Source organism: Rhodopseudomonas sp. RCAM05734 (genome assembly GCF_052658035.1).
The window spans coordinates 863,851-886,489 of record NZ_CP199742.1; the positions used below are offsets into that span (position 1 = coordinate 863,851).

Genomic DNA, 22,639 nt, shown 5'->3' on the forward strand with positions numbered 1-22,639 from the left:
GCGCAATACGGGGCCCGTCACGGCCGTGGCCTCACGATATCTTGCAGCCGCGCGCGGGATCGTCGACGTTGGCCTGGGCAATCGAGACCAGCTCATTGCGGCCGTTCCGGACTTCGCGCAGATAGATGTTCTGGATCGGATTGTGCGCCTTGTTGAAGGACAACGGCCCACGCGGACTGTCGATCTTGGCGGCGCCCATGGCCGCGAGCATCTTGTCGCGCGCCGTGAAATCGCCGCCGACGGCGGTCAGGCCGATATCGAGCAAGGCCGCAGCGTCATAGCCTTGCACCGCATAGATATCGCCGTCCTTGCCGGTCTTGGCCTTGAACGCCTTGAGGAAGGCGAGATTGGCCGGATTGTCGAGGTTGTCGGCGTAATGCAGCGTCGTCTTGATACCATCCGCAGCAGCCCCCTGCGCCTCGATGGTACCGTCCGTCAGGAAGCCGGCCCCATAGAGCGGAATGGTCTTGTTGAGGCCTGCGGCCGCATAGTCTTTCACGAACTTGACGGCACCGCCGCCGGCAAAGAAGCTGAACACCGCGTCCGGCTTCAAGGTGGCGATCTGGGTAATCAGCGCCTGGAACTCGACTTCCGGAAACGGCACCGTGAGGTCGGCAAGGACCTTGCCGCCATTCTTGGTGAAATTCTCGGCGAACGCGCCAACCATCTCCGCGCCTGCGGTATAGCGCCAGGAGATGGTGACGACGTTCTTGATGCCGGCGTCGGCCATCACCTTGCCCATCGGGTAGGTGCTCTGCCAGTTCGAGAACGAAGTGCGGAAGATGTTCGGCGCGCAGGCCGGGCCGGTCGCATCGTTGGCGCCGGCGTTGGGAATGATCAGCAGCGTCTTGGTATCGCGCGCGACCTTGACCATGGCCATTGCAACGCCGGAATGCACGGTGCCGACGACGACGTCGGCCTTCTCGCGGCCGACCAGACGGTTCATGTTGTCGGTGGCGGCTTCGGGCTTCGACTCGTCATCGACCTGCACGAAGGCGATCTCACGCCCACCAAGCTTGCCGCCCTTCTGCTCGACATAGAGCCGGAAACCATCGTCGATGAACTGGCCGAGCTTGGCGAACGTGCCGGTGTAGGGCAGCATCATGCCGACCTTCAGGGGCGCGTTTTGCGCGAAGGCCGCCGACCTAAACGGTCCTGCGGCGGCCAGAGTTGCGGCACCCGCCGCGCCCGACAACAGGCCGCGTCGCGACAGCGGCCGCATGAAATCATCGATGGCCATGAGCAGTCTCCCCTCAAAATATGAACCGTGGTCGGTTGAACCCCACCTATCGGCGACGTGCGGACCTGATCCGTCACATTCAGGCACCATATTTCATGAATCGGCCGCGTTGCAAGAATTATAATGCATGTCATTGATCGACATCATGAGGTCGTGACCACGAAGAGATCTCGTGGCGACTGTCGCAGCGACGATCCGCAGCCCTCGCGCCACAGGCGGCACCGGCCAGCACCGGTTACGTCGGCGTATGGCCGCCCCATGTCAAATCGTGCTTGTCGATACCGCTGATATCGTTCCAGCGGGCGGCGATGCTCGACACCGCTGCCATGCGATCGCTTTCAGCAAGCTTATGGCGTCAGAACTGCACACCCCGAGTCAGCGCGCCGTCGACCACAAGATTGGTGCCGGTGATGAAGCTCGCCGCCCGACTGGCGAGGAACACTACGGCATTGGCCATTTCCTGTGGCGTGCCCATCCGGCCGGTCGGATTGAGCGCCAGCGCGGTGTTGTAGAGCTCCGGATTGCCGTGCTTGATCTGGTCCCAGACGCCGCCTTCGAAATAGGTGTTGCCGGGCGACACCGAATTGGCGCGAATGTTCTTGCCGGCAAGCTGATAGGCCAAGCCTTGCGTGTAATGGATGATCGCCGCCTTGAAAGTCCCGTAGGGACCACAGGCAAAATCGATCTCGCGGCCCGATACGCTTGCCACCGTAACGATCGCCGCGGCGTCGCTGCGTTCGAGATAGGGCATCGCGACGTTGACCAGCCGTACGGTGCCCATCATGTCGGTAGCGAATTCCTTTTCCCAGCTTTCGTCATCCTGTCCGATCGCCAGCGCGCTGACATTGGCGACCACGACATCGATGCCGCCGAGTTGGTTCGCCATCGTCTCCACCCAGGCTTTCAGCGCCGTCGCGTCCGCCACATCAGCCACGCCGCCATAGGCTGCAACGCCCCTGGCCTTCAGCGCGGCAACGGTCGCCTCGACTTCCGCCGCGTTGCGGGCGCAGACGCCGACATGCGCGCCCTCGGCAGCGAAGGTCTCGACAGTCGCCCGGCCGATCCCCTTGGTGCCGCCGGTCACGAGCACCTTTGCACCCTTCAATCCCAGATCCATGTTGTGCTCCTTTGTCGCGTGTCAGGAATTTCCCGCCACCGCCTGGACCAGCGGCCGATAGCTGTGCGGCATCCGCATCGATACCAGGTCCTTCCGCCGCACCACATTGGTCGGATAGACGCAGTCGAGATTGCTGGTGTCGATCGTGACCGTGGCGACGCCCTCACCGTCTTCGACGATCGCTTCGCGGCGCGGAAAGGCAAAGGTGTCGGGGCCGAACACGCCGCTCAATCCCGCATAGCCGTGCACGGGATCGATGACATTGGCGAAGGCGAGGAACACATTGTTCTCGCCGGCGCGGACGCGGAAGTGATGCCAGTGATATCGGTCGGCGCCGGTCGGGATCGGCGCCGACTGCGCGATGGTCGTGCCGGCATGGGGCGAACTGAAACGGGTCGTGATTGCCGCGGGGCAGACGATGAGGTCGCAACCACGTAGCGCCAGCACGCGCCCTGCTTCCGGAAACATCGCGTCATGGCCGATCAGCATCCCGATCCGCCCGAGCGGGGTATCGGCCACGGTCCAGTCGTCGCCTGCGGTCGCCCGGCTGCGCTCGTCTTCGGTAAGATGAGTTTTGCGATAGGCCGTCAAGGCGCCGTCCGGCGCGATCAGCACCGCACTGTTGTAGCAGAGGTCGCCGGCTCGTTCGGCGATGCCGCAGACCAGATAGAGCGACAGCTCGTGGGCCAGCGCACTGAGCCGATCGGTGGCGACGCCAGGAACAAGCTGCGCGGCCGACGCCGGGTCGACCAGGCCGCCGACCGCCAATTCGGGAAACACCACCAGCTCGGCGCCGTCCGCCTTGGCCTTGCGGGCCAGCGCAACGATGCGATCGAGATTGGCGTCGACATCGGCGCTCGGCGCGAATTGCGCGACGCTGACCCGCGAGGCCTTGCCCTCCGGCCACGGCGCATGGCCATACAGCGTGAAGAAGTCGCGCGGATTCCAGCCGAAGGTGTCGGTCAGCAATTCCGGATAGAGCTCCGGACGGCGCCGCCGAAACACGGGCTCGCCGGCGACCCTTCGCGCCCGCGCCGCATCGAGATCGATCTCCGCCAGCGCCACGCCGTCGCCGCCGTCGATCACCGCGACGATCTCGCCGTTCGGCGCGATCACGCAGCTGCCGCCGGAAAACTGCACCGTGCGCTCCAGCCCCCAACGGTTGCTTTCGATTACGTAGCAGCCGTTCTCGAACGCCCGGCTGATCCAGTACGGCGCCGGCGTCCGCTCGGCCAGCCAGTTGGAGACGTGGCAGATGATGTCGGCGCCGCCGAGCGCCATCAAACGCGCTGTCTCGATGAAATGGATATCCATGCAGATCAGGATCGCAATGCGCCCGATCGGCGTCTCGAACACCTGGTTGTGCAGGTCGCCGGCCGCCGCCCATTTCGGCTCGGCGATATAGGGATGGGTCTTGCGGTGCCGGCCGATCAAGCCATCCGGACCGATCAGCACAGCGGAGTTGAAATAGATGCCGTCGTCGTCGACCTCCGGCAGGCCGACGACGATGTAGCAATCGTACTTCTTCGCAAGCGCGGCGAAGCGATCGGTGCTCGGCCCGGGAATGGGCTCGACATAGGGCGCGACCTCGGCGCGGTCGAACCAGCAATAGCCGGTGGTGCCCATTTCCGGCGTCACGATCAGCCGGGCGCCGGCCTGTGCTGCCTGCTCGCAGAGAGCCAGAAGGTCGGCGATGTTGCGCTCCTTTTCGAACATGGTGGGCTCGAACTGGACGGTGGCAACCTGAATCTTGCGCGACATCGCCGTTCTCCTCTCAGATCAGAAACGACTTCTTGATCGAAGCGCCCAGCGTGTATTTCGGATCGACCATGTTGCCGAGCCGGACCCGGCCGGTCTGGGTCAGCAGCATGTAGGCATCGATCTCCTCGAAGCCGTAATCGGCGGCCATCCAGCGGCACAGCTCGCGATAGGCGATGCGCGCGGCATCCTCCATCGGCCGCGCCGAGCCGATGCACATGATGAAGTCCTTGGTCTCCAGCCGCGGCCAGTGAATGTTCCAGCCCTTGATCAGGTCGATCTGCAGGGTGGTGACGGTGGGATGCTCGATCGCGACGCCGCACAATTCGCCATCGCCCTGGGCGGCGTGGCAATCGCCGAGATACAGCAGCCCGCCCTTGATGTTGACCGGCAGATAGATGATGGCGCCGACGCCGACATCCGGCAGGTCCATGTTGCCGCCGTAGTAATCCGGCACCAGCGAGGAAATCGCCTCGATTTCCGGCGAGGTGCCGATGGTGCCGATGAAGGGTTCATAGGGAAGCGTGATCTTGTCGTTCCATTTGGTGCCGGTCTCCAGATCGATGTGGAGCTTCTTGACCCGCTCCGGCAGCGCAGGATTGAGCAGCGCGGTCTGCCCGGTGCCGACCAGGCCGCCGAACTCCGGCATCACCACCGTGGTGCCGCGCGGCTGCGGCCCACGCGGCACGATGCTCTTGATCGAGACCGCCAGCACGTCGCCCTTCTCGGCGCCGTTGACATAGATCGGACCGTTCTGCGGGTTGAGGAAGGGAAAGTTCAGGATCTTCGACGGAATGTCGGTCTCTGACTTGATGGCGCCCTCGAAGGCGTCATGGGTCTCGGCCGACACCACCGCGCCGGGATCAACAGTCAGGATCGGGTCGACATAGGGCCCGTAGACATAGTGATACTTGCCCTGCTCGGCCTCGGTGATTGTGTAGCTCGCGCCGGCCACGCCCTTGGCGACGCCCTTCCGCGTCATGATCGAATCCGCTTGCCAGTCCATGATGAGCTCCTTTTCGTTGTTGATTTCAAACCGCGAGGTGGCGGCGCATTTCCGCTTCGTCGTCGAGCGCGCTGCGATCGAGATCGGCGACGATGCGGCCTTTTTCCATGACGTAGCAGCGCTGTGCCATGGCCCGGATCATGTCGAGGTTCTGCTCGACCAAAATGATTGTGACGCCGGTCTTGCGATTCAGCGCCACCATGTCGCGCGCGATATCTTGCACGATGTTGGGCTGGATGCCCTCCGAGGGTTCGTCGAGCAGAATGAGTTGGGGATCGGCGACCAGCACCCGGCCGATCGCCGGCTGCTGCTGCTGGCCACCGGACATCGTGCCGGCCGCCTGGCTCCAGCGTTCGCCGAGGATCGGAAAGGTCTCGATGATGTTTTTCCTGGCTTGGTCCGTGAGGCGGCCCTTGATCGCCGCGCCGACCGCGATGTTCTCGCCGACGGTGAGCCGCGGAAACACGTCGCGCCCCTGCGGCACATAGCCGATACCGAGCCGCGCCCGGCGGAACGCGGGCAACGTCTCGATCGCCTCGCCGCGAAACACGATCGAGCCGTCCATCGGCGGCACCAGCCCGATCAGGCTTTTCATCAGCGTGGATTTGCCGACACCGTTCCGGCCGATCACCGCGACGATCTCGCTTTCGCGCACCTCGATCTCGAGGCCCTGCAGCACCGGCTTGCCGCCATAGCCGGCGCGCAGGCCGACCGTATTGAGGATGACTTCCTTACGCATGATGAGCCTGCCCCAGATAGATCGCGGCGACGCGCTCGTCGGCAATGATCTGTTCGATCGTGCCCTGCGCGAACACTTGGCCGAGATGCAGCACGGTGACGCGCTGCGCGACCTGCCGCACGAACGCCATGTCGTGCTCGACCGCGAGCACCGTCATGCCTTCGGCATTGAGCCGCTGCACCATCTGGCCGGTTTGAAAGGTCTCCTCCGGCGACATGCCGGCGGTCGGTTCGTCGAGCAGCAGCATCCGCGGCTTCAGGCTGATCGCCATGCCGATCTCCAGCCACTGCTTCTGGCCGTGGCTGAGATTGCCCGCGGTCTGCTTCTGCTCGGCCTCGAGTCCGAGGAACGCCAGCAGCCGGTCGATCTCCTGATCGAGCTCGGCACCGCGATGGGTGCGTTGCAGGGCGATCTCCAGATTCTGCCGGACCGCGAGGCCCTTGAAGATGCCGGGCACCTGAAACTTCACCGACATGCCGCGCCCTATCCGGGCAAACGGTTTCAGCGCGGTGATGTCTTCGCCGGCGAAACGGATTGCGCCGGAGCCCGGCCGGTATTCGCCGAGGATCAGCCGGAACAGCGTGCTCTTGCCGGCACCATTTGGGCCGATCAGGCAATGGATCTCACCGGGCTCGAAGGCGAGATTGACCGCATTGGTGACGTGCAGACCGCCGAAGTGCTTGTTGAGGTCGTGCAATTCGAGAAGCGCCATCAGTTCTGCTCCCGCTTGCTGCGCGAGATCAGTCCCGCCACCCAGTTCATCGCACCGAGCACTAGGCCGTTCGGCGCGATCAGCACCGTCAGCAGCAACAGCACGCCCATCACCACCAGCGCGTACTGGCTGCCGTAGATTGTGAGTGCCTGAAAGCCGGCCAGCACCACCAGCGTGCCGATCAGGGTCGATGTCAGGTCGCTGCGACCGCCGACCGCGACCCAGATCAACGGCAGCGCCGCTGAGGTCATGCCCATGCTGGACGGCGTGATGTACTGCCCCCAGGCGGTGTAGAGCACGCCGGACATGCCCGCCAGCGCCGCGCCGATCACGAAGTTGATGAGCTGGTATTTCCGGATGTCGTAGCCCAGCATCTCGGCGCGTTGCGGATTCTCGCGGATCGCGACGATGACGTTGCCGAATGACGAGTTCACCAGAATGCGCAGGCCGAGATAGACCACGATGACGAGCGCCAGTACGAAGTAGTAGAGGCCCACGTCGGCGAACAGCACGATCGGCCCGTCGAACCACGGAATGGTGAGCGGCGGCATCCCGCTCATGCCGTTGAAGCCGTTCAGCCGCGCGCTACCGATCCGCCATTCCGGCCCGGCAGTCTGCGCCATGAAGCGCTCCAGCATCAGGGTGACCGCGAGGGTGACGATGCCGAGGAACACGCCCTCGATGCGGCCGAAGAACATGAAGTAGCCGAGCAGCACCGCCACCAGCGCGGCCACGCCGATCGCCAGCAGCATCGCCACCAGCGTCAGGCCATAGGCCGAGCCGAAATTGATCGTCAGGATGCCATAGAAGTAGCCGGCGATGCCGAAGAACGCGGTCTGGCCGAACGACAGCGCTCCGCCATAACCCCAGATCAGGCAGAGGCTGAGCGCGATGAACACCCAGACGAAGAAGTACACCGTGTTGCCCACCGTGTAGCCGTCGCTGATCAGCGGGTAGGCCAGCGCTGCCAGCGCCACCACGCCGAACAGCGACCAGAAGGCCGGACCGCGCCCCACCGTCTGCGGCCCCTCGAGGCGTCGGAACAGAGACATCAAAACACTCACTGTCGTCTTCCTCACGTCCGTTCGCGCAACAGAAATCCGGAGATGCCCTTCGGCAGCACGCGGACGACGACGATGACGGCAATCAGCAGGCCGATCTGGCCGAACAACTGCCCTTGCCAGGAAGTCATCACCGACTTGACTACGGCGAGGACTGCAGCCGCGGGTGCCGTGCCGAGGAATACATCCGCGCCACCGATGACCACGGTGACGAAGGCTTCCATGATGAAGGTCGCCCCCATGGTCGGCACCAGCGTCATGGTCGGCGCGTAGAGGCCGCCGGCGAGGCCCGCGAGGCCGGCGCCGCAGGCAAAGGTCAGGCTGTAAATCCAGCGTGTATCGACGCCTAGCGCGTTGGCCATGTGCGGCACCTGGATGGTGGCACGCGCCTTGACGCCGAACGAGGTCCAATTGAACAAAGCGTACAACCCGCCCAGCACGCCCAGCGCCGATGCGAACAGCACGATGCGGTAGATCGAATAGGAGTAGGCCCCAACCTGAAACGAGCCGAACGGCGTGCCCACCCCGCCCATGGTCGATCCGATCGCAATCAGCGTGCCCTGCGTCGCGATCAGACTGAGGCCCCAGGTCGCCACGATGGTGTCGAGCGGACGATCGTAGAGATGGCGCACCACGACGAATTCGACCAGCATGCCGACCAGCGCCGAAACCAGCGCGCCGGCGACGATCCCCAGCGGCAACGGCAGCCCCGCATGTACCGTGGAGGCCGTGACATAGGCACCGCACATGATGAACTCGCCGTGCGCGAGATTGATCACGCCCATCATGCCGAAGATGACCGCAAGCCCGCAGGCCGACAGCACCAGAAACGCGAAGGCGTCTCCAAATTGAAACAGTACAGAAAAGGCCAGCGTCGTGATGTCCATGTCAGGTCCAGCATCGTGTCGTTGGAGAAGACCGCAGCGGCGCTGCGGTGGTCGTCGAGGGCCGCTCCGGAGGGGGGACCTCCGGAGCGCCCCGCCCAGTTACGGCTTCGGCGGCGGATTCGACGGCGTGTACTGCGCCATCGGATCCTTCTTGGTCAGGTCGCAACCGGCATCACCCAGCCAATAGGGCTTGATGCCCTCCCAGACAGTCGGGAACGTGATCGAGTGATCGGCGCCGACCTTGGCCAGATAGATCGTGTGCGACATGTGCTGGCTCTTCGGGTCGATGCAGACCTTGCCTTCGGGCGCATCCATACAGACATCGCCCTGCGCGATCACCTTGCGGATCTCTTCACGCTTGGTCGACTTCGCCCGCTCCACCATCTGCTTGTAGAGATAGACCGCGAGATAGGAGTTCTCGGCTTCCTGGTTCACGTAGGGCTCGTTCGGGAACTTGGCCTTGAACTTCGCCAGGAAGGCCTTGGCGCTGGGCGAGTCGATTTCCTCGATGTAGTTGGTGGTGACGTACATGTCCTTCAGGCTCGGCGCCTTGAAGCGCTTGTGCTCGTAGCCCTGGCCGACATTGACCGACGACGCCATCGGCAGGTTGACGTTGGCGGAGGCTGCCTGCTCGTAGTAAGAGGCCTGGGCGGTACCGACCAGCAGCGTCACCACGAAGTCAGGCTTGGCTTTCTGGATGTTCTGGATGCTCTGCGAGAATTGCGAGACGCCGAGCGGGATGAATTCTTCGCCGGCCATTTCGCCGCCGTTTTCCTTGACGATCTTGCGAACCCACTCGGCCGAAATCTGACCGAAATTGTAGTCCGCTGCGAGCGTGTAGACCTTCTTGCCATAGGTCTTCATCATATAGGGGATCAGCGTCGAGAACTGCTGCTCCGGGACCGCGCCGGTGACGATCATGTGTCCGTCGCAGACGCCGCCTTCATACTGGTTGTTGTAGAAGGCAAAGCCGTTGAGCTGATCGACGATCGGGCGATAGGCTTCGCGCGAAGCCGAGGAGAAGCCGGCAAATACCACGTCGGCCTTGTCGCGCTGCAGGACGCGCCGCATGAATTCCTGGTAGCGCGTATTGTCCGACTGGGTGTCGTAGATCACCAGTTCGAGCGGACGGCCCATGACGCCGCCGGCCTTGTTGATCTCCTCGGCTGCGAGCTGGATCGCGTGCACCTTGCCGATCGTTGCCACCGCGAAATCGCCGGATTGGTCTTCCAGCACGCCGAGCTTGATCGGCGTCTGCGCGAATGCCATGCATGAGGCGAGGACAAGCGTCCCCGTGAGGACTGCGGCATGCAGTCCCCGGAATACAGTTCGGGTCATGTGTATCTCCTAGAGGGCTCGTTGATTTCCACGTTGCAGCGGCAAAGGGCCGATGCGGTCGGTGTCGTCGGGCGGTTTGGCCCGTCTGCTCAGCAGATTCTCGCAATAGAGTTCCACATTCTGCCTTGCACCCATGCTCTCCCGCCGCAGCTGCGCATAGGCGCCGTCCTCATCGAGGCCGGTGTCGCGCATTCGCTGAACCACAGCGTGCAGCACCGCGCGGCGTCCACGCCGGCGTTCCTCGAGACTCTGCACGCGCTCGTGCATCTCGCTGCGCAGGAGAAATTGGTTGATGCCCATGAACAGCGAGGTGTAGACCGCACCTCCATGCACCGGCTTGCGAAGAAACGAGGTGGCGCCGAGATTGACCAGCGCCTTCAGGCGGCTCGGCGCCTCGACCCCGACCAGACCGATCACCGGCACCGGCGGCAGCCGCGACTCCGGATTGATCTCGATCGCAACGGCATCGCCGAGATCGCCATCGATAAACAGGATGTCGCGATCGGCCTTCAAGCCGGCAAAGTCGATCTGCGCGCGGCCATGGACCATCGCGGGATAGTCACAGGACACCCCGAGCTTGGCGAGCGTGGTTTCCAATGCGCATTCCCTGCCCGAGCGCTCCATGATCACCAGCGCGCGGCCGCCCTTGAAATTCTGCAGAAGCTGCGAGTTCATGACTTCACCACCCTCAATAGCGGAGATCTCATTGCCGTTGCGAACCGCGGCGACGTCTGGACGAGATAGGGATCGGGAGCGACCGGGTGCTGCGCCTCGAGCAGCACGTCGAACTGTCCGTCGGCGGTCGAGCGACCGATCCGCGGCGTCAGCCATGCATGATAGGTCTGCGGATCGATCCGGACCTCTCCCTGCGGCGCAGCCAGCCGTTGATTGGCCACCGCGGCGCGGACTGCGCGAGCCTCATCGGTACCCGACTGCTGCAGCGCCGCTGCCAGCAGCTTGACCGCGTTGTAGGAGGCCTCGGCATCCGCCGACGAGGCCGGACCTTGCGGGAACGCTGCGGCATAGTCGCGGCGGAATGCGGAATTCGCTGCGCCGCCCAGCGAGGAGAAGTACACGCTGGAAGACAGGTGGCCATCGACCGCGTCCTCGCCGATCTCGGCAAGCTCAGGTTCCGACAAAGTACAGGAGGCCACCGGGATCGTGGCAGCCTGATCGATTCCGCGGGCACGACAGGCGCGGCGCAGCGTGCGGAAGAAGGCATAGGCGCTGGTGCCGATCAGATTGTTGAAGACGAAATCCGGCCGTTGCTCGATGATCACCTCGACCAAGCGATCGACATCGGTATCGCCGATCGGCAGATAGCGCTCCGCGGTCACGGCGCCGCCCCGCGCGATCAGCGCCTCGCGGAAGATCCGGGTGTTTTCCCAGGCCCAGATATAATTCGACCCGATGCAGAACGCGGTCTTGCCGACGCGTGCGACGAGATAGTCCACCAGCGGCAGCACATGCTGGTTCGGCGCCGCGCCGGTATAGATGACGTTATCCGAACTCTCGAAGCCCTCATAGTGCGACGGATACCAAAGCAGGCTGTCGAATTTTTCGAAGCACGGAATGACTTCCTTGCGGCTCGACGAGGTGTAGCAACCGACCACATGGCGCACGCCCGACGACAGCAACTCCTGGCTGAGCGCGCGGTAGCGCGCGAGATCGCCGTCCGGATTGACGATCACCGGCTCCAGCAGTGGCCCGCCGGCGGCAGCGATCTCCTCGAACGCAAGCGTAGCGCCATTGAGCATCGAGCGCGCCACGGCGCTATAGGAGCCCGTGGTCGAGAGCAGTACGCCGATCCGATATGTCTTCCGCGCCATCGTTCAATCCAAAAAAAACGCCCAGCGGCCGTGAAGCCGTGGGCGTTATCGCCACCAACCAGACACGCTCAGAAGCGCGGTGTTGGAAATCGTTGCATGTCGCTTGTCTCTGGGCGCATTTGCCCAATACATGACGATACGGTCACCGAGATTTTATCGCCAGTCAAGCGCATTGATGTGGCGGCCGCTGCCCTTCTTACGGCCTTCATGCATAAAATCCATGCAGTCGGTGAATCGCGAGACTTGTTTTACGCGGAGGTGATAGTTGAGCGCCGCATCTTGCACCGCATCATTGCTCGTTCGCGCTCGCAAACCTCATTATCAATGCCGTCACCGCGCATATAAACTGCGCACCGGGAGGAGGCACGCCCGTGCAGACGGGCGGCCTACAAGATCATGTTCTATGGACACGATCCCTACTTGGTGGATAGCTTATCACCGCGAAAATACTCACTGCATGATCCGAGGTTGCAAGGAAGCTGTCGACGAATTTGTCGACGTCGTCCGGCGCGACATAGACATGGGCCGTATCGTACTGCTCGCGGACTGCATCCTCTTTCGAGGGCGCATCGCGCAACAACGTCGGCTACGCCGTCAGCACTAGGATGGAAAGAGCGGCGGTGAGGTGAAGCAGGCGCATGGAATATCCTGTCGATCAATGGTTGGGGAGCGGTTCAGCCGTTTGGCCGGGATTGTGCACGTCCAGAGTCAGAAAATGCCGGACCACGGGGCCTTGCTGACCGGTGTGAAACTGCGCGGTCTCGCGCTGCACGTCGGCATCGGCATTGGAAACCCGATGGTGCTGGCGCAAATGTTCCGCCCAGGACTCCACCATGAACCACTCGACGATGCGTTCGGGATCGGCGGCATCCTCGGTGATGCCCCAGCCATAGGCGCCGTCGCGGCGACGCGCTTCGGAGAGCCGCTTCAGACATTCGAAAAATGGAGGCCGGCTCCCGCGGGGGATCCGATATTCGACCAGGATCAGCACCGGACCGCGGTCATGCTCGACCGCCTCCGAGGTCAACGGCTCCGGCCAGTAGTTGGATGGCGCCAGATCGGCCTCGCCAGTCGGCAGCTTGACGCGATTCAGAAGCAGCGCAACCACCACCAGTCCGGCGGCGCTGACCAGCAGTGCGCCGGGTACGCCGAGCGCTTCGGCCACTGCGCCCCAGCCGAGGCTTCCCGCCGCCATCGCGCCGTTGAACACCATTAGATAGACCGCCAGCCCGCGGCCGCGCACCCAGTTGGGCAGCACCGCCTGCGCGACGCCACTGAACGTCGTCAGCGCGGTGATCCAGGCGGCGCCAAGCAACAGCAGCGCGGGAATTGCGAGCCACTTTGGTGGCGCGAGCGATAGCGTCGCCATCACCAGCGCGGTGACGATCGCCGCCAGCAGCAAGAGATGGTCGGAGTCGAGCCGCGCCCGCAGCCGCGGCAATATCAGCGCGCCCCCGATGGCGCCGGCGCCGACAGCCCCCAGCAACACGCCGTAGAACCCGGCATCGCCCCCGAGCAGGTTTCTGGCGACAAGCGGCAGCAGCGCCCAGATAGCGCCGGAAAACGCGAAGAAGATCGCGGCGCGGAACAGCACCACGTGCAGCTCACGGCTCGAGCGCGTATAGCGAAGGCCGGCACGGAGAGCGCCGAAGAATTTTTCGGACAGCACGTCATTAGTGGCTGGCGGACGCGGCCACCACAGTAACGCAGCAATGACGAAGACGTAGCTGATGACGTCGGCGCTATAGGTGACCGCGGCACCGAACGCGGCGAGCAGCATGCCGCCTGCGGCCGGACCGATCGAGCGGGCGACGTTGATGCCCAACGAGTTCAGCGCTACCGCGCTCTTGAGATCCTTTTTCGGCACCAGCTCGGGCACGATCGCCTGCCAGGTCGGGCCGACCAGGGCCGCGCCGATGCCGCCGATGAACGTGAGGCCGACGAGCAGACTGACCGTCAGCAGGCCGTTCCAGGACAGAACCATCAGGGTCGCGCTAACGGAGGCGAGCAGCACTTGCACGGCGATCAGGAATTTGCGGCGGTCGAGGATATCGGCGAGCACGCCAGCGGGAATCGCGAACAGGAAGATCGGCAGCGTGCCCGCGGCCTGGATCAGCGACACCGCGGCCGGCGCGGCCGAGAGATCCGTGACCAGCCATGAACTGGCGACATCGCGCATGAAGCTGCCGGTGTTGCCCATCACGGTCGCGGCCCAGATCACCGCAAACACCGACTGGCGAAACGGCGCGAAGGCGCTGGTGGCCACCGTCGCGCCGTCGGTGTTCTTCACGGGCTCACTCATGATGGGCGCCCCGCGTGCAAAGTGATCTGGTTCAGGTCGTGCCATGCGATCAGCAGAAATCCGCCGCACAGGCCGATATGTTCAAAGAAGCCGTTCATCGCCATGAAGCGCTCCGGCGGAGCCATCTCCCAGAAGCGGTTGGCCAGCAAGGTCGCTAGCAGCGTGAAGCCCGCTAGCGAAAGCGCCCCCAGCCATCGGTAGAAGCCGCTGAGGATCATGAGCGAGGCACCGATCTCGAAAGCGATGACGATGATCGCCAGAGGCGCAGCCGGCGATAGTCCGAAATGGTTCATCTCGACGATCGCGCCGGGAAAGTCGAACGCCTTCACCAGGCCGCCCTGCAGATAGGCGGCACACAGAGCGAGCAAAGCCAGCCAGCGCACCAGCGGTGCGCCTACCACAGGGCGAAGAAGTGCGGCGATGCTCATACCGCCCAACAAGCGCAGCCGAGCGCGCCCCAGAAGCCCTTGAGATCGCTGATGGGCAGCTTGCTCGACCATGCCGTGGCATGGTCGTGGCCATGCACGGTGCAGGAATTGGCGCAGCCGCAGCTCATCGCCATCTTGCGCGCGACCGTCTGGCTATTGGCCGCGGGCTCCGCCCAGGCGCCGTAGCCGCCGAAGGTGCGCACCGGCGACCAATCCGGCATGGCCGGCGGCGGCGCATGGTCGTCGAAGCGTTTAAAATCACCGACGCCATACACCACGCGACCGCCGACGATGGTCAGCACCGAACTGATGTCGGCGATTTCGTTCTCCGGACAGGCGAAGAAATCGCGATCCGGCACCACGACATCCGCAAGCTGCCCGGCCTGGATGCGGCCTTTCTTGCCTTCCTCGTTGGAAAACCACGTGACGTTCTCGGTCCACATCCGGAGTGCCGTCTCGCGGTCCAGACAATTGCGCTGCGGATAGAGCTGCATCCCGCCGACGGTGCGGCCGGTGACCAGCCAGGACAGCGAGACCCAGGGATTGTACGACGCCACGCGGGTCGCATCGGTGCCGGCGGAGACCTTGACGCCCTTGTCCAGCATCTTCCTGACCGGCGGAGTCGCCTCGGCAGCGCCGTGACCATAGCGCTCGACGAAGTATTCGCCCTGATAGGCCATCCGGTGCTGCACGGCGATGCCGCCGCCGAGCGCCGCGATGCGGTCGATGGACTGGTCCGAGATCGTCTCGGCGTGATCGAAGAACCAGTTCAACCCTTGCAGCGGAATGTCCTGGTTGACGCGCTCAAACACGTCCAATGCGCGGCTGATGGTTTCGTCATAGGTGGCGTGCAGCCGCCACGGCCAGCGATTCTCCGCGAGAATGCGCACCACGCCTTCCAGCTCGCCTTCCATCTCCGGCTCCATATCCGGGCGCGGCTGGCGAAAATCCTCGAAATCGGCGGCGGAGAACACCAGCATCTCGCCGGCGCCGTTGTGACGGAAATAATCATCGCCCTGCTTGTACTTGGACGTCTTGGTCCAGTTCAGGAAGTCATCCTTCTCGCCCTTCGGCTTCTGGGTGAACAGGTTGTAGGCGAGGCGAATGGTGAGTTGGTTCTCGTCGTGCAGCTTCTGGATCACCGCGTAATCTTCCGGATAGGTCTGGAAGCCGCCACCGGCATCGATCGCGCCGGTGACACCGAGGCGATTGAGTTCACGCATGAAATGCCGCGTCGAATTGACCTGATAGTCGAACGGCAGTTTTGGGCCCTTGGCCAGCGTCGCATAGAGGATCGCGGCATTCGGCTTGGCCAGCAACAGGCCCGATGGATTGCCGTTGGCGTCGCGCACGATCTCGCCGCCGGGAGGCGCCGGCGTGTCGCGCGTGTAGCCGACCGCCCGCAGCGCAGCCCCGTTCAGCAAAGCGCGGTCATAGAGATGCAGCAGAAACACCGGCGTATCCGGCGCCGCCGCATTCAACTCCTCGATGGTCGGCAGCCGCTTCTCGACGAACTGGTGCTCGGTGAAGCCGCCGACGACGCGGACCCACTGCGGCGGCGGCGTCACCGCGACCTGCCGCTTCAGCATGCTCATAGCATCCGACAGGCTGCGCACGCCGTCCCAGCGCAACTCCATGTTGAAATTGAGCCCGCCGCGAATGATGTGCAGGTGATTATCGATCAGCCCCGGCAGCACGCGCCGGCCCTTGAGATCGATCATCGTCGTATCCGGTCCGGCGAGCGGCACGATCTCGTTATCGTGGCCGACCACTGTGAAGCGCCCATCCTTGATGGCCACTGCGCTGGCCACGGGATTGGAGCGGTCCAGCGTTGTGAACAGGCCGCGGTGAAGGATGAGGTCGGGATGCTGTAAATCAGTCATATCTGCTCCTGAACGATGCTCGAACCGTCGGTATGAGATGGGTGGCGTCAGCCCTCGACCGGCGGCCGCGCGGGGCCGGCCGCAGTGTCGGAGCCGCGGCCCTTCGGCAGATGCCCGAACATGTGCGGCTTGACCTGATGGAGCCACGACTGCACCGCCGGCTCCTTCTGCCACAGCGTACGCACCAGTGGTGGGATCTGCTCGCCAACGAGAATGCCGAGCAGACCGACCAGCGCCACCACCGGCGGCGCCGGAGAGCGCACGTTGATCAGGCTGTAAATGACGCCGACCAGCAGGCCGGCACCGACGGAGATCAGGTGCGCTCTCATGTCATGTCCTCACTTGCGATGGTTATTTGGCCGGACCGCCTTCGGAGGCGTGCTCGCCGAGCGCCCACTTCGAGAAGCGAATCTGGATGCCGTAGGGCGAATGCGCGCGCTGGATGTCCATCATGCCTTCATAGGTTTCGCTGCGCGCCCAGTCCTGCTGCAGCTCATAGGCATATTGTGATGAGGTGATCGGCACAGCGCCGGCCTGGATGGCGCGCTGCATCGCCCGTTCATGGGCTTCCGGCGAAAGATCGCCGCAGGCATCGGCTGCGATGTAGATCTCATAGCCTTCGCGCAACATGTCGAGCGTCGGGAAGATCACGCAGGCTTCGGTCCACAGACCGGCAATCACGAATTTCTTGCGGCCGGTGGCGGCGACGGCCTTGCGGAAGTTGGGATCGAGCCAGGAATTCATCGAGGTGCGGTCGATGACATCATGGTCCGGAAACAGCGACGTCACTTCCGGCATGAACGGACCGGAAAACGAATCGCGCGCAACGGTGGTCAGCACGGTCGGAATCTTGAAGAGCTTGGCAGCCTTGGCCAGAATCTGCACGTTGTTGACGGTCACAAGACGATCGTGTGACTGCACGCCCTGAAACATCGCGGGCTGATAATCGATCAACGCGATGGCGCTGTTTTGCGGGGTCAGCATTTCTTGAAAGGACATTGGCAAGTCTCCATGAAGGCGGCGCGACGGCACGCGCAGGAAGTCAATCGATGACCGCAAGCAACTGATCGATGGTTGCGAGTCGGAGTGGCGCAGGCGACCAGGTGCGTCTGACCTGAGGCACGATGCCTGCGCGGAACTGAACCGATGTCGGGCTAGTGGTCTTGTCTGTAAGTCAGGTTCCGCCACGCGAACGTGCTGGCGATGGGTTGAGCGCGGCTAGTCCTAGGTCTAGTCGTCCATCACCTTGTCGAAGCCGAGCCGGTCGGCCATGCGCACCAGGTCGGCGATGGAGCCGGCGCGCATCTTGCGCATCACCGAGCCGCGATGCAGCTTCACTGTCGCTTCGCTCAAGCCGAGCACGGCGGCGATCTGCTTGTTCATCAGGCCGCATGCGACGTGCTTGAACACCTCGCGCTCCCTGCTCGTGAGCGTCTCGAAATCACGATTGAGACTGGCGGCGCGCCGGGCCTGCAGGCGCGCGGCACGATCCTGCGCCAGCGCGGCGTCGACAGCGTCGAGCAGGTCCTGGGCGCGCACGGGCTTGGTCAGGAACTCGACCGCGCCAGCCTTCATGGCGCGCACCGACATAGGCACATCGGCATGGCCGCTGATGATGATAACCGGCGTAGCGACGTTCAGCTTGGCGAGGTCATCCTGGAAATCGAGCCCGCTGCGCCCCGGCAGCCGCACGTCAAGAATAATGCAGCCATAGCCGTCGAGCGTCTCCTCGTCGAGATAGTCCTGCGTCGATGCGAACGACACCACCTGCAACCCCACCGAGCGTAGCATCCCATCAAGCGCGTCGCGGACGCCCTGGTCGTCGTCGATGACCGCAACGATAGCGGCGGATGGTCTGGAATTCTCGGTCACGCGCCCCCCCCTACGCCTGCAACGCCGGCAACGAAAACAGGCACCGTGTGCCCTGCGGCACCCGGGGGGTCACCCGCAGTTCTCCACCATGGCCTTCGATAATGGCACGACAGATCGACAACCCCATGCCAATGCCCGACTGCTTGGTGGTGAAGAACGGGTCGAAGATCTGGCTGGCGACTTCCGGCGCTATGCCGATGCCGGAGTCCTCGACGGTGACCCGGACCTCGCCCGACGGTTCGCGCCCGGATTTCACGATGGCGCGCCGATCCCGGCCGTCGGAAGCGTTGATCGCATCGGCGGCATTGGACAGCAGGTTCAGCATCACCTGCTGCAACTGGATGCGATCGCCGACTACCGGCAATGGCGTCGGCTGCAGGTCGATCTCGACGGCAATATCCTGGTGGCGAAACTCCAGCCGCACCACCGCGAGGATGCCCTCAATCAATTCGTTGAGATCCAGGGTCTCGAACGCCACCGGGGTGTTGCGCGCAATGGCGCGAATTCGCTCGATGATCTTGGCGGCACGGTGGCCTTCGGATATCGCGCGCAACGCCGCCGCTCTGGCTTCGTCGAGATCCTTATGGGCGCCGTCCATCCATTTCAGGCAGGCTTCGGCATTCATGACCACCGCCATCAAAGGCTGGTTGACCTCGTGGGCGATGGACGCCGTCAGCTGTCCCATGGTCGTGACTCGCGACATGCGCGCCAGATTGGCCTGAACGGCCTGCAGGGTGTTCGCCGCCTTGCGGCGATCCGACGTGTCGGAAAACACGAGCACCGCGCCGCTGACAACACCGGCGTCGCCGATGATCGGTGCGCACTTCTCGTCGATCGGAAATTCCTGCCCGTTGCGGGAGATCAGGATCACCTGGTCGGCAGACTTGCAGGACACGGACGAGACCAATGCGCGCGCCATCGACGTCTGCTGCATCGGACGCCTGTTGGCGTCCATGACCCGATAGATCGATGCCAGCGACATACCGATGGCATCGTCACTGGCCCAACCGGTCATCGCCTCGGCAGCGGGGTTGATGAAGGTGACGCGACCGCGATCATCGGTTGCGATAACGCCGTCACCGATGCTCGACAATGTCGCCTCATAGCGACGCTCGCTTTCGCGCAGCTTGCGTTCGGCACTGTGCTTGTACAGCGCCATTTCGATCACTGTGCGCAGTTGCAGGTCTTCGAACGGCTTCAAAAGATAGCCAAACGGCTCCGCCTGGCTGGCGCGCCGAACCGTTTCATCGTCGGCATAGGCGGTGAGAAAAACCACCGGGATGCGGCATCTGATGCGGATCTGCTTGGCGGCGTCGATGCCATCGACCTCGCCCTCGAGGCGGATATCCATCAGCACCAGATCCGGCTGCGTGCTGATCGCCAGTTCCACCGCCGCTTCGCCGCGCGACGTGATGCCGGAGACCGAATGCCCGGTCCGCGCCAACTGCTCGCGGATATCGCGCGCGACGATGCGGTCATCCTCGACGATCATGATCCGCGCGGGGGTCATCATGCCGGCACCCCGATATATCGGTGGTCTTTGAAGGTCAGCACGAACCTAGTCCCTTCGCTGCGTTCGACGAACAGCACGCCGTCCAGCTGTTCGACAAGATCGCGTACCAGCTGCAATCCCAGCGACGTCGTGTCTCCGACATCGACATGGCCTGGCAGCCCGATGCCATTGTCGGCCACGGCGAGGTTGCATGTGCCGTCACGCTGACGTCGGAAGCTGATGGTAATCTGGCCGCTGCGTCCGGCAGGAAAAGCGTGCTTCAGCGCATTGGAAACAAGTTCGTTGACGATGAGCCCGCATGGTATCGCACGATCGAGGTCAAGCGCAGCGTCGTCGCTGTCCGCCACGATGCCGATCCGGGAGAGACCGTAAGCGCGGTCAAGCTGCGCACACAGACTCTCGATGTGCCCCTGCATCGCAATCTCGGCGAAATTGCCGGCGCGGTAAAGATTCTCATGCACCATCGCCATTGACCGAACGCGGTTGCGGCTGTCGGCAAACAGCGACGCCGTGGCGGGATCTGCAATGCGCGATGCCTGCAGGCTCAAGAGACTACTGATGAGCTGCAGATTGTTCTTGACGCGGTGGTGCACCTCCTTGAGCAGCACTTCCTTTTCGTCCAGTGACGCCTGAAGCCGGTCGCGCGCGGCGTTCCCCTGCGTAATGTCGAGTACGGCGCGCCGCAGTTCGAGTTGCGTCATGATCTGCCGGGCGAGCGCCTGCAAGGTGAAGCGCTGGCGAGGCGAAAGGCCGTCAGGCCGTGGCGTGTGATCCAGTACGCATACCGTGCCGATACGAAGGCCATCCGGCGTTTCCAGCGGAGCGCTCGCGTAAAAGCGCAGCTTGGGACTGCGCTGTACCAGCGGATTGTCTTGAAATCGGCGATCTGCCGAAAGATCGGGAACTTCGAACATATCGGACTGAAGGATCGCGTGCGCACAGATCGAGTGCTGAAGCGGAAGCTCCTGATCACCATGGCCGACACCGGCGAGCGTCCAATGCCGGTGACCGTCGATCAGGTTGATGGCGGCAATAGGCGTGTTGCAGATGTCGGAGGCGATCTGAATGAAGTCGGAGAAGTCTGCGTCGGATGCAGAGTCGAGAATCTCATACCGAAGCAGCGCCGCGACGCGATCGCCATCGTTCCACATGTCAGGCACTTGGGTAGGCTTCATGTCGCGCTGTCAGGTCATGGATCGGCATTGGAGCTGCCTGCACAATCTATTCTATGAAAAGCTCAATGAGAACAGTTCATTACAACGTCGCCGGACTTGGGTCCGGCGGCAAGCAGCAGCGTTAACGCGCATGGCTTCTGCCATTTGCACTGTCTTGTACAGAAGTCCGCCGTCGTCGGCGAACTGCTCAGGCAGGTGACGGTGTCGGGCGGGCTTTTTGCCGCCGGCAAGTGCGACCAGTCGTCATCGGACATTCCCAATGCCACGCTCGCCGCAGCGCTCGGCCGCTTCTTGTCGGATATCCTGGACCAGGGCGAAGCGGCCGTGGCGCGCTGGCGGCCCGGCCTCGCCGGCGCAGTCGGCTCCAACGGCGGGGTCTCGACCGAATCGCCCGGTCTTCAGCTTGTGGAAGATCTCGCTGATCAACTGCACGGCAATTTGGTCATCGATTCAGCCACCGAAACGCGATTCGCTTCACGCTGAGCGGCGACTGACCCCGCTTAGTTGCGCGTTGTTCTCCGCCACTGACCTGGCGAGGCGCCGACCATTCGCGAGAACACCCGTGTGAAATGGCTTTGATCGGCAAATCCGCAGATCAGGGCGATCTCGGCCAAGGACCTTTCGGAGCTGCAGAGCAATTCCCGCGCCTGCTCGATCCGCCGCGACAGCGCCCACTGATGCGGCGTGACGCCCGTCGTGCTCTTGAACGCATGGATGAAATAGCCACGCGAAAGCCCGCACGCTTCGGCAAGCTCGGCGATGGACATGTTGCCGCCGGGATGGGCGCGTAGAAGTTCGCCGGCAAGCGCCATCTGCTTTTTGGACAACAGCGTGCGGCGACCGTCCGCGGGATGCGCGACGCCGCCGTAGCACTCGAACAGATAGACGCCGACCGCGATCCCAAGCTGGTCGACGAACAGCGGGTTGGGGTTGCCGCTCTTCTCCATGGCCGGCTGCGCGGCGCGTAACAGGTTTGTCAGGATCGGATCGTTGCGCTCGAACACCGGGCACAGTTCGCCCCGATTGTGCCAGCCATGTTCGTCCGACAATTCCAGCAAGAAACTGCGCGACAATTCCATCAGCAGGAAGTCAAACGCGCCCTGCAGATCGGCGCGGTATGGGTCCGCCAGATTGCGGACGTAGACCGAATGTTCTGCAAAGTCGTGGGACGTGGTCCGATTGGCGTGGAACAGGCGCCGCCGATGGCCGCGCGTCTGCGACACGCCGACGAGGAAACCGCGATTGTCGCCGTCGGTCGCGATCTGCCCGAGATTGCGATCATCGCTGCTCTTGCGGAAAAACTTGATGCCGGTGCCGGAAAGTTCCTGGCTCTTGCCCAGCTTCTTCATCGGACAGCCGAAGATGTCGATCTCCGGTTTGACCGGACCACGCGCCAGGTGACCACTCTCGCTAAGCATACTGTGCGCCCCTTTTGGTAGGCGCCGCGCATCATTAAAATGCGAGCGGACAGGCGCTGCCTGACGCCGCCAAGATGCGAAACGCAGGAGGCGAGAACAACTGGCCATTGGTGGACCGCACCTAGCCTTAGGTCTAGTTCGTCGCTTCGGGCGACGATCGCATGGCCGGCAACGGCAACAGCGGGCTTCGCGTCGGCGACAGCTGCACCGAACTTTTATTCAAGACCGCGGCCCGCGACAGCCATAGCTCTGAGCACAGGCCGGCGTGGCCATCGCCGCCCCGGCGAGCACCGGCATCACCATCCAGGACGCCCACTCTCATGACCTCAGCGCCCACCTGGAACACATCTCGCCGCGCACT

21 protein-coding genes are annotated in these 22,639 nt (G+C 63.4%); 1 reads left to right on the plus strand and 20 read right to left on the minus strand.

The window, feature by feature from the left end:
* Nucleotides 1-31: 31 nt before the first annotated feature.
* The 19 genes from ACUXVA_RS04320 to ACUXVA_RS04410 all read right to left on the minus strand — a co-directional run bounded on the left by ACUXVA_RS04320 (nt 32) and on the right by ACUXVA_RS04410 (nt 20,860).
* A complete protein-coding gene (locus tag ACUXVA_RS04320; protein ID WP_265081436.1) occupies nt 32-1,240 on the minus strand; it encodes an ABC transporter substrate-binding protein in 1,209 nt (402 codons plus the stop codon).
* A 355-nt stretch (nt 1,241-1,595) separates the two neighbouring features.
* Nucleotides 1,596-2,357, minus strand: coding sequence for an SDR family NAD(P)-dependent oxidoreductase (locus ACUXVA_RS04325; protein ID WP_265081435.1), 762 nt, complete (start codon nt 2,355-2,357; stop codon nt 1,596-1,598).
* Nucleotides 2,358-2,378: 21 nt separating this feature from the next.
* On the minus strand, nt 2,379-4,118 hold the full coding sequence (locus ACUXVA_RS04330) for a nitrilase-related carbon-nitrogen hydrolase (protein ID WP_445490996.1): 1,740 nt from the start codon (nt 4,116-4,118) through the stop codon (nt 2,379-2,381).
* Between the two features lie 13 nt (nt 4,119-4,131).
* A complete protein-coding gene (locus tag ACUXVA_RS04335) occupies nt 4,132-5,121 on the minus strand; it encodes an acetamidase/formamidase family protein (RefSeq protein ID WP_265081433.1) in 990 nt (329 codons plus the stop codon).
* A gap of 25 nt (nt 5,122-5,146) precedes the next feature.
* Nucleotides 5,147-5,860 (minus strand): ABC transporter ATP-binding protein, encoded by a 714-nt coding sequence (locus tag ACUXVA_RS04340; protein WP_445490999.1) that lies wholly within the window; start codon nt 5,858-5,860, stop codon nt 5,147-5,149.
* Complete coding sequence (locus ACUXVA_RS04345) at nt 5,853-6,572, minus strand: ABC transporter ATP-binding protein (protein ID WP_265081431.1); 720 nt, start codon at nt 6,570-6,572, stop codon at nt 5,853-5,855. The genes ACUXVA_RS04340 and ACUXVA_RS04345 overlap by 8 nt, the downstream gene beginning before the upstream one ends.
* Nucleotides 6,572-7,624 carry a branched-chain amino acid ABC transporter permease gene (locus ACUXVA_RS04350; RefSeq protein ID WP_413776436.1) on the minus strand — a complete coding sequence of 351 codons (1,053 nt, stop codon included), beginning with the start codon at nt 7,622-7,624 and terminating at the stop codon, nt 6,572-6,574. The genes ACUXVA_RS04345 and ACUXVA_RS04350 overlap by 1 nt, the downstream gene beginning before the upstream one ends.
* Nucleotides 7,625-7,647: 23 nt before the next feature.
* Entirely contained in the window at nt 7,648-8,520 is an 873-nt protein-coding gene (locus ACUXVA_RS04355; RefSeq protein WP_265081429.1) for an ABC transporter permease subunit, read from the minus strand.
* 99 nt (nt 8,521-8,619) lie between these two features.
* Nucleotides 8,620-9,858 (minus strand): urea ABC transporter substrate-binding protein, encoded by a 1,239-nt coding sequence (locus tag ACUXVA_RS04360; RefSeq protein ID WP_265081428.1) that lies wholly within the window; start codon nt 9,856-9,858, stop codon nt 8,620-8,622.
* A gap of 9 nt (nt 9,859-9,867) precedes the next feature.
* On the minus strand, nt 9,868-10,533 hold the full coding sequence (locus ACUXVA_RS04365; RefSeq protein WP_265081427.1) for an ANTAR domain-containing response regulator: 666 nt from the start codon (nt 10,531-10,533) through the stop codon (nt 9,868-9,870).
* The gene (locus tag ACUXVA_RS04370; RefSeq protein ID WP_265081426.1) at nt 10,530-11,687 is read right to left on the minus strand and encodes a transporter substrate-binding domain-containing protein; all 1,158 of its coding nucleotides are present in this window, start codon (nt 11,685-11,687) and stop codon (nt 10,530-10,532) included. Before ACUXVA_RS04370 ends, ACUXVA_RS04365 begins: the two co-directional genes overlap by 4 nt.
* A 655-nt stretch (nt 11,688-12,342) precedes the next feature.
* A complete protein-coding gene (locus ACUXVA_RS04375) occupies nt 12,343-13,989 on the minus strand; it encodes an MFS transporter (protein WP_265081425.1) in 1,647 nt (548 codons plus the stop codon).
* Complete coding sequence (locus tag ACUXVA_RS04380; RefSeq protein WP_265083525.1) at nt 13,986-14,417, minus strand: DoxX family protein; 432 nt, start codon at nt 14,415-14,417, stop codon at nt 13,986-13,988. Before ACUXVA_RS04380 ends, ACUXVA_RS04375 begins: the two co-directional genes overlap by 4 nt.
* A complete protein-coding gene (locus ACUXVA_RS04385; RefSeq protein WP_265081424.1) occupies nt 14,414-16,300 on the minus strand; it encodes an amidohydrolase in 1,887 nt (628 codons plus the stop codon). The genes ACUXVA_RS04380 and ACUXVA_RS04385 overlap by 4 nt, the downstream gene beginning before the upstream one ends.
* Nucleotides 16,301-16,347: 47 nt before the next feature.
* The gene (locus ACUXVA_RS04390) at nt 16,348-16,629 is read right to left on the minus strand and encodes a XapX domain-containing protein (protein ID WP_265081423.1); all 282 of its coding nucleotides are present in this window, start codon (nt 16,627-16,629) and stop codon (nt 16,348-16,350) included.
* 22 nt (nt 16,630-16,651) lie between these two features.
* Complete coding sequence (locus ACUXVA_RS04395) at nt 16,652-17,299, minus strand: hydrolase (protein WP_265081422.1); 648 nt, start codon at nt 17,297-17,299, stop codon at nt 16,652-16,654.
* A gap of 231 nt (nt 17,300-17,530) precedes the next feature.
* Nucleotides 17,531-18,172: a response regulator transcription factor gene (locus ACUXVA_RS04400; RefSeq protein ID WP_265081421.1), complete on the minus strand. Its 642-nt coding sequence runs from the start codon at nt 18,170-18,172 to the stop codon at nt 17,531-17,533.
* A 10-nt stretch (nt 18,173-18,182) separates the two neighbouring features.
* On the minus strand, nt 18,183-19,685 hold the full coding sequence (locus tag ACUXVA_RS04405; protein WP_445491005.1) for an ATP-binding response regulator: 1,503 nt from the start codon (nt 19,683-19,685) through the stop codon (nt 18,183-18,185).
* Nucleotides 19,682-20,860 (minus strand): histidine kinase dimerization/phosphoacceptor domain -containing protein, encoded by a 1,179-nt coding sequence (locus ACUXVA_RS04410; protein WP_265081419.1) that lies wholly within the window; start codon nt 20,858-20,860, stop codon nt 19,682-19,684. The genes ACUXVA_RS04405 and ACUXVA_RS04410 overlap by 4 nt, the downstream gene beginning before the upstream one ends.
* 96 nt (nt 20,861-20,956) lie before the next feature.
* Here ACUXVA_RS04410 and ACUXVA_RS04415 point away from each other — a divergent pair, with 96 nt between their 5' ends.
* On the plus strand, nt 20,957-21,343 hold the full coding sequence (locus ACUXVA_RS04415) for an AAA family ATPase (RefSeq protein WP_265081418.1): 387 nt from the start codon (nt 20,957-20,959) through the stop codon (nt 21,341-21,343).
* Between the two features lie 17 nt (nt 21,344-21,360).
* Here the strand turns inward: ACUXVA_RS04415 and ACUXVA_RS04420 are convergent, their stop codons facing one another.
* Complete coding sequence (locus ACUXVA_RS04420) at nt 21,361-22,278, minus strand: helix-turn-helix domain-containing protein (protein WP_265081417.1); 918 nt, start codon at nt 22,276-22,278, stop codon at nt 21,361-21,363.
* Nucleotides 22,279-22,639 lie beyond the last annotated feature (361 nt).

Excerpts from the sequence above, each read along its gene's own strand:
- ACUXVA_RS04385 (WP_265081424.1), bottom strand. The coding sequence starts at position 16,300 with ATGACTGATTTACAGCATCCCGACCTCATCCTTCACCGCGGCCTGTTC.
- ACUXVA_RS04380 (WP_265083525.1), bottom strand. The coding sequence starts at position 14,417 with ATGAGCATCGCCGCACTTCTTCGCCCTGTGGTAGGCGCACCGCTGGTG.
- ACUXVA_RS04410 (WP_265081419.1), bottom strand. The coding sequence starts at position 20,860 with ATGAAGCCTACCCAAGTGCCTGACATGTGGAACGATGGCGATCGCGTC.
- ACUXVA_RS04370 (WP_265081426.1), bottom strand. The coding sequence starts at position 11,687 with ATGGCGCGGAAGACATATCGGATCGGCGTACTGCTCTCGACCACGGGC.
- ACUXVA_RS04360 (WP_265081428.1), bottom strand. The coding sequence starts at position 9,858 with ATGACCCGAACTGTATTCCGGGGACTGCATGCCGCAGTCCTCACGGGG.
- ACUXVA_RS04350 (WP_413776436.1), bottom strand. The coding sequence starts at position 7,624 with ATGTCTCTGTTCCGACGCCTCGAGGGGCCGCAGACGGTGGGGCGCGGT.
- ACUXVA_RS04330 (WP_445490996.1), bottom strand. The coding sequence starts at position 4,118 with ATGTCGCGCAAGATTCAGGTTGCCACCGTCCAGTTCGAGCCCACCATG.
- ACUXVA_RS04375 (WP_265081425.1), bottom strand. The coding sequence starts at position 13,989 with ATGAGTGAGCCCGTGAAGAACACCGACGGCGCGACGGTGGCCACCAGC.
- ACUXVA_RS04355 (WP_265081429.1), bottom strand. The coding sequence starts at position 8,520 with ATGGACATCACGACGCTGGCCTTTTCTGTACTGTTTCAATTTGGAGAC.
- ACUXVA_RS04365 (WP_265081427.1), bottom strand. The coding sequence starts at position 10,533 with ATGAACTCGCAGCTTCTGCAGAATTTCAAGGGCGGCCGCGCGCTGGTG.
- ACUXVA_RS04405 (WP_445491005.1), bottom strand. The coding sequence starts at position 19,685 with ATGATGACCCCCGCGCGGATCATGATCGTCGAGGATGACCGCATCGTC.
- ACUXVA_RS04390 (WP_265081423.1), bottom strand. The coding sequence starts at position 16,629 with ATGAGAGCGCACCTGATCTCCGTCGGTGCCGGCCTGCTGGTCGGCGTC.
- ACUXVA_RS04340 (WP_445490999.1), bottom strand. The coding sequence starts at position 5,860 with ATGCGTAAGGAAGTCATCCTCAATACGGTCGGCCTGCGCGCCGGCTAT.
- ACUXVA_RS04320 (WP_265081436.1), bottom strand. The coding sequence starts at position 1,240 with ATGGCCATCGATGATTTCATGCGGCCGCTGTCGCGACGCGGCCTGTTG.
- ACUXVA_RS04335 (WP_265081433.1), bottom strand. The coding sequence starts at position 5,121 with ATGGACTGGCAAGCGGATTCGATCATGACGCGGAAGGGCGTCGCCAAG.
- ACUXVA_RS04395 (WP_265081422.1), bottom strand. The coding sequence starts at position 17,299 with ATGTCCTTTCAAGAAATGCTGACCCCGCAAAACAGCGCCATCGCGTTG.
- ACUXVA_RS04345 (WP_265081431.1), bottom strand. The coding sequence starts at position 6,572 with ATGGCGCTTCTCGAATTGCACGACCTCAACAAGCACTTCGGCGGTCTG.
- ACUXVA_RS04420 (WP_265081417.1), bottom strand. The coding sequence starts at position 22,278 with ATGCTTAGCGAGAGTGGTCACCTGGCGCGTGGTCCGGTCAAACCGGAG.
- ACUXVA_RS04325 (WP_265081435.1), bottom strand. The coding sequence starts at position 2,357 with ATGGATCTGGGATTGAAGGGTGCAAAGGTGCTCGTGACCGGCGGCACC.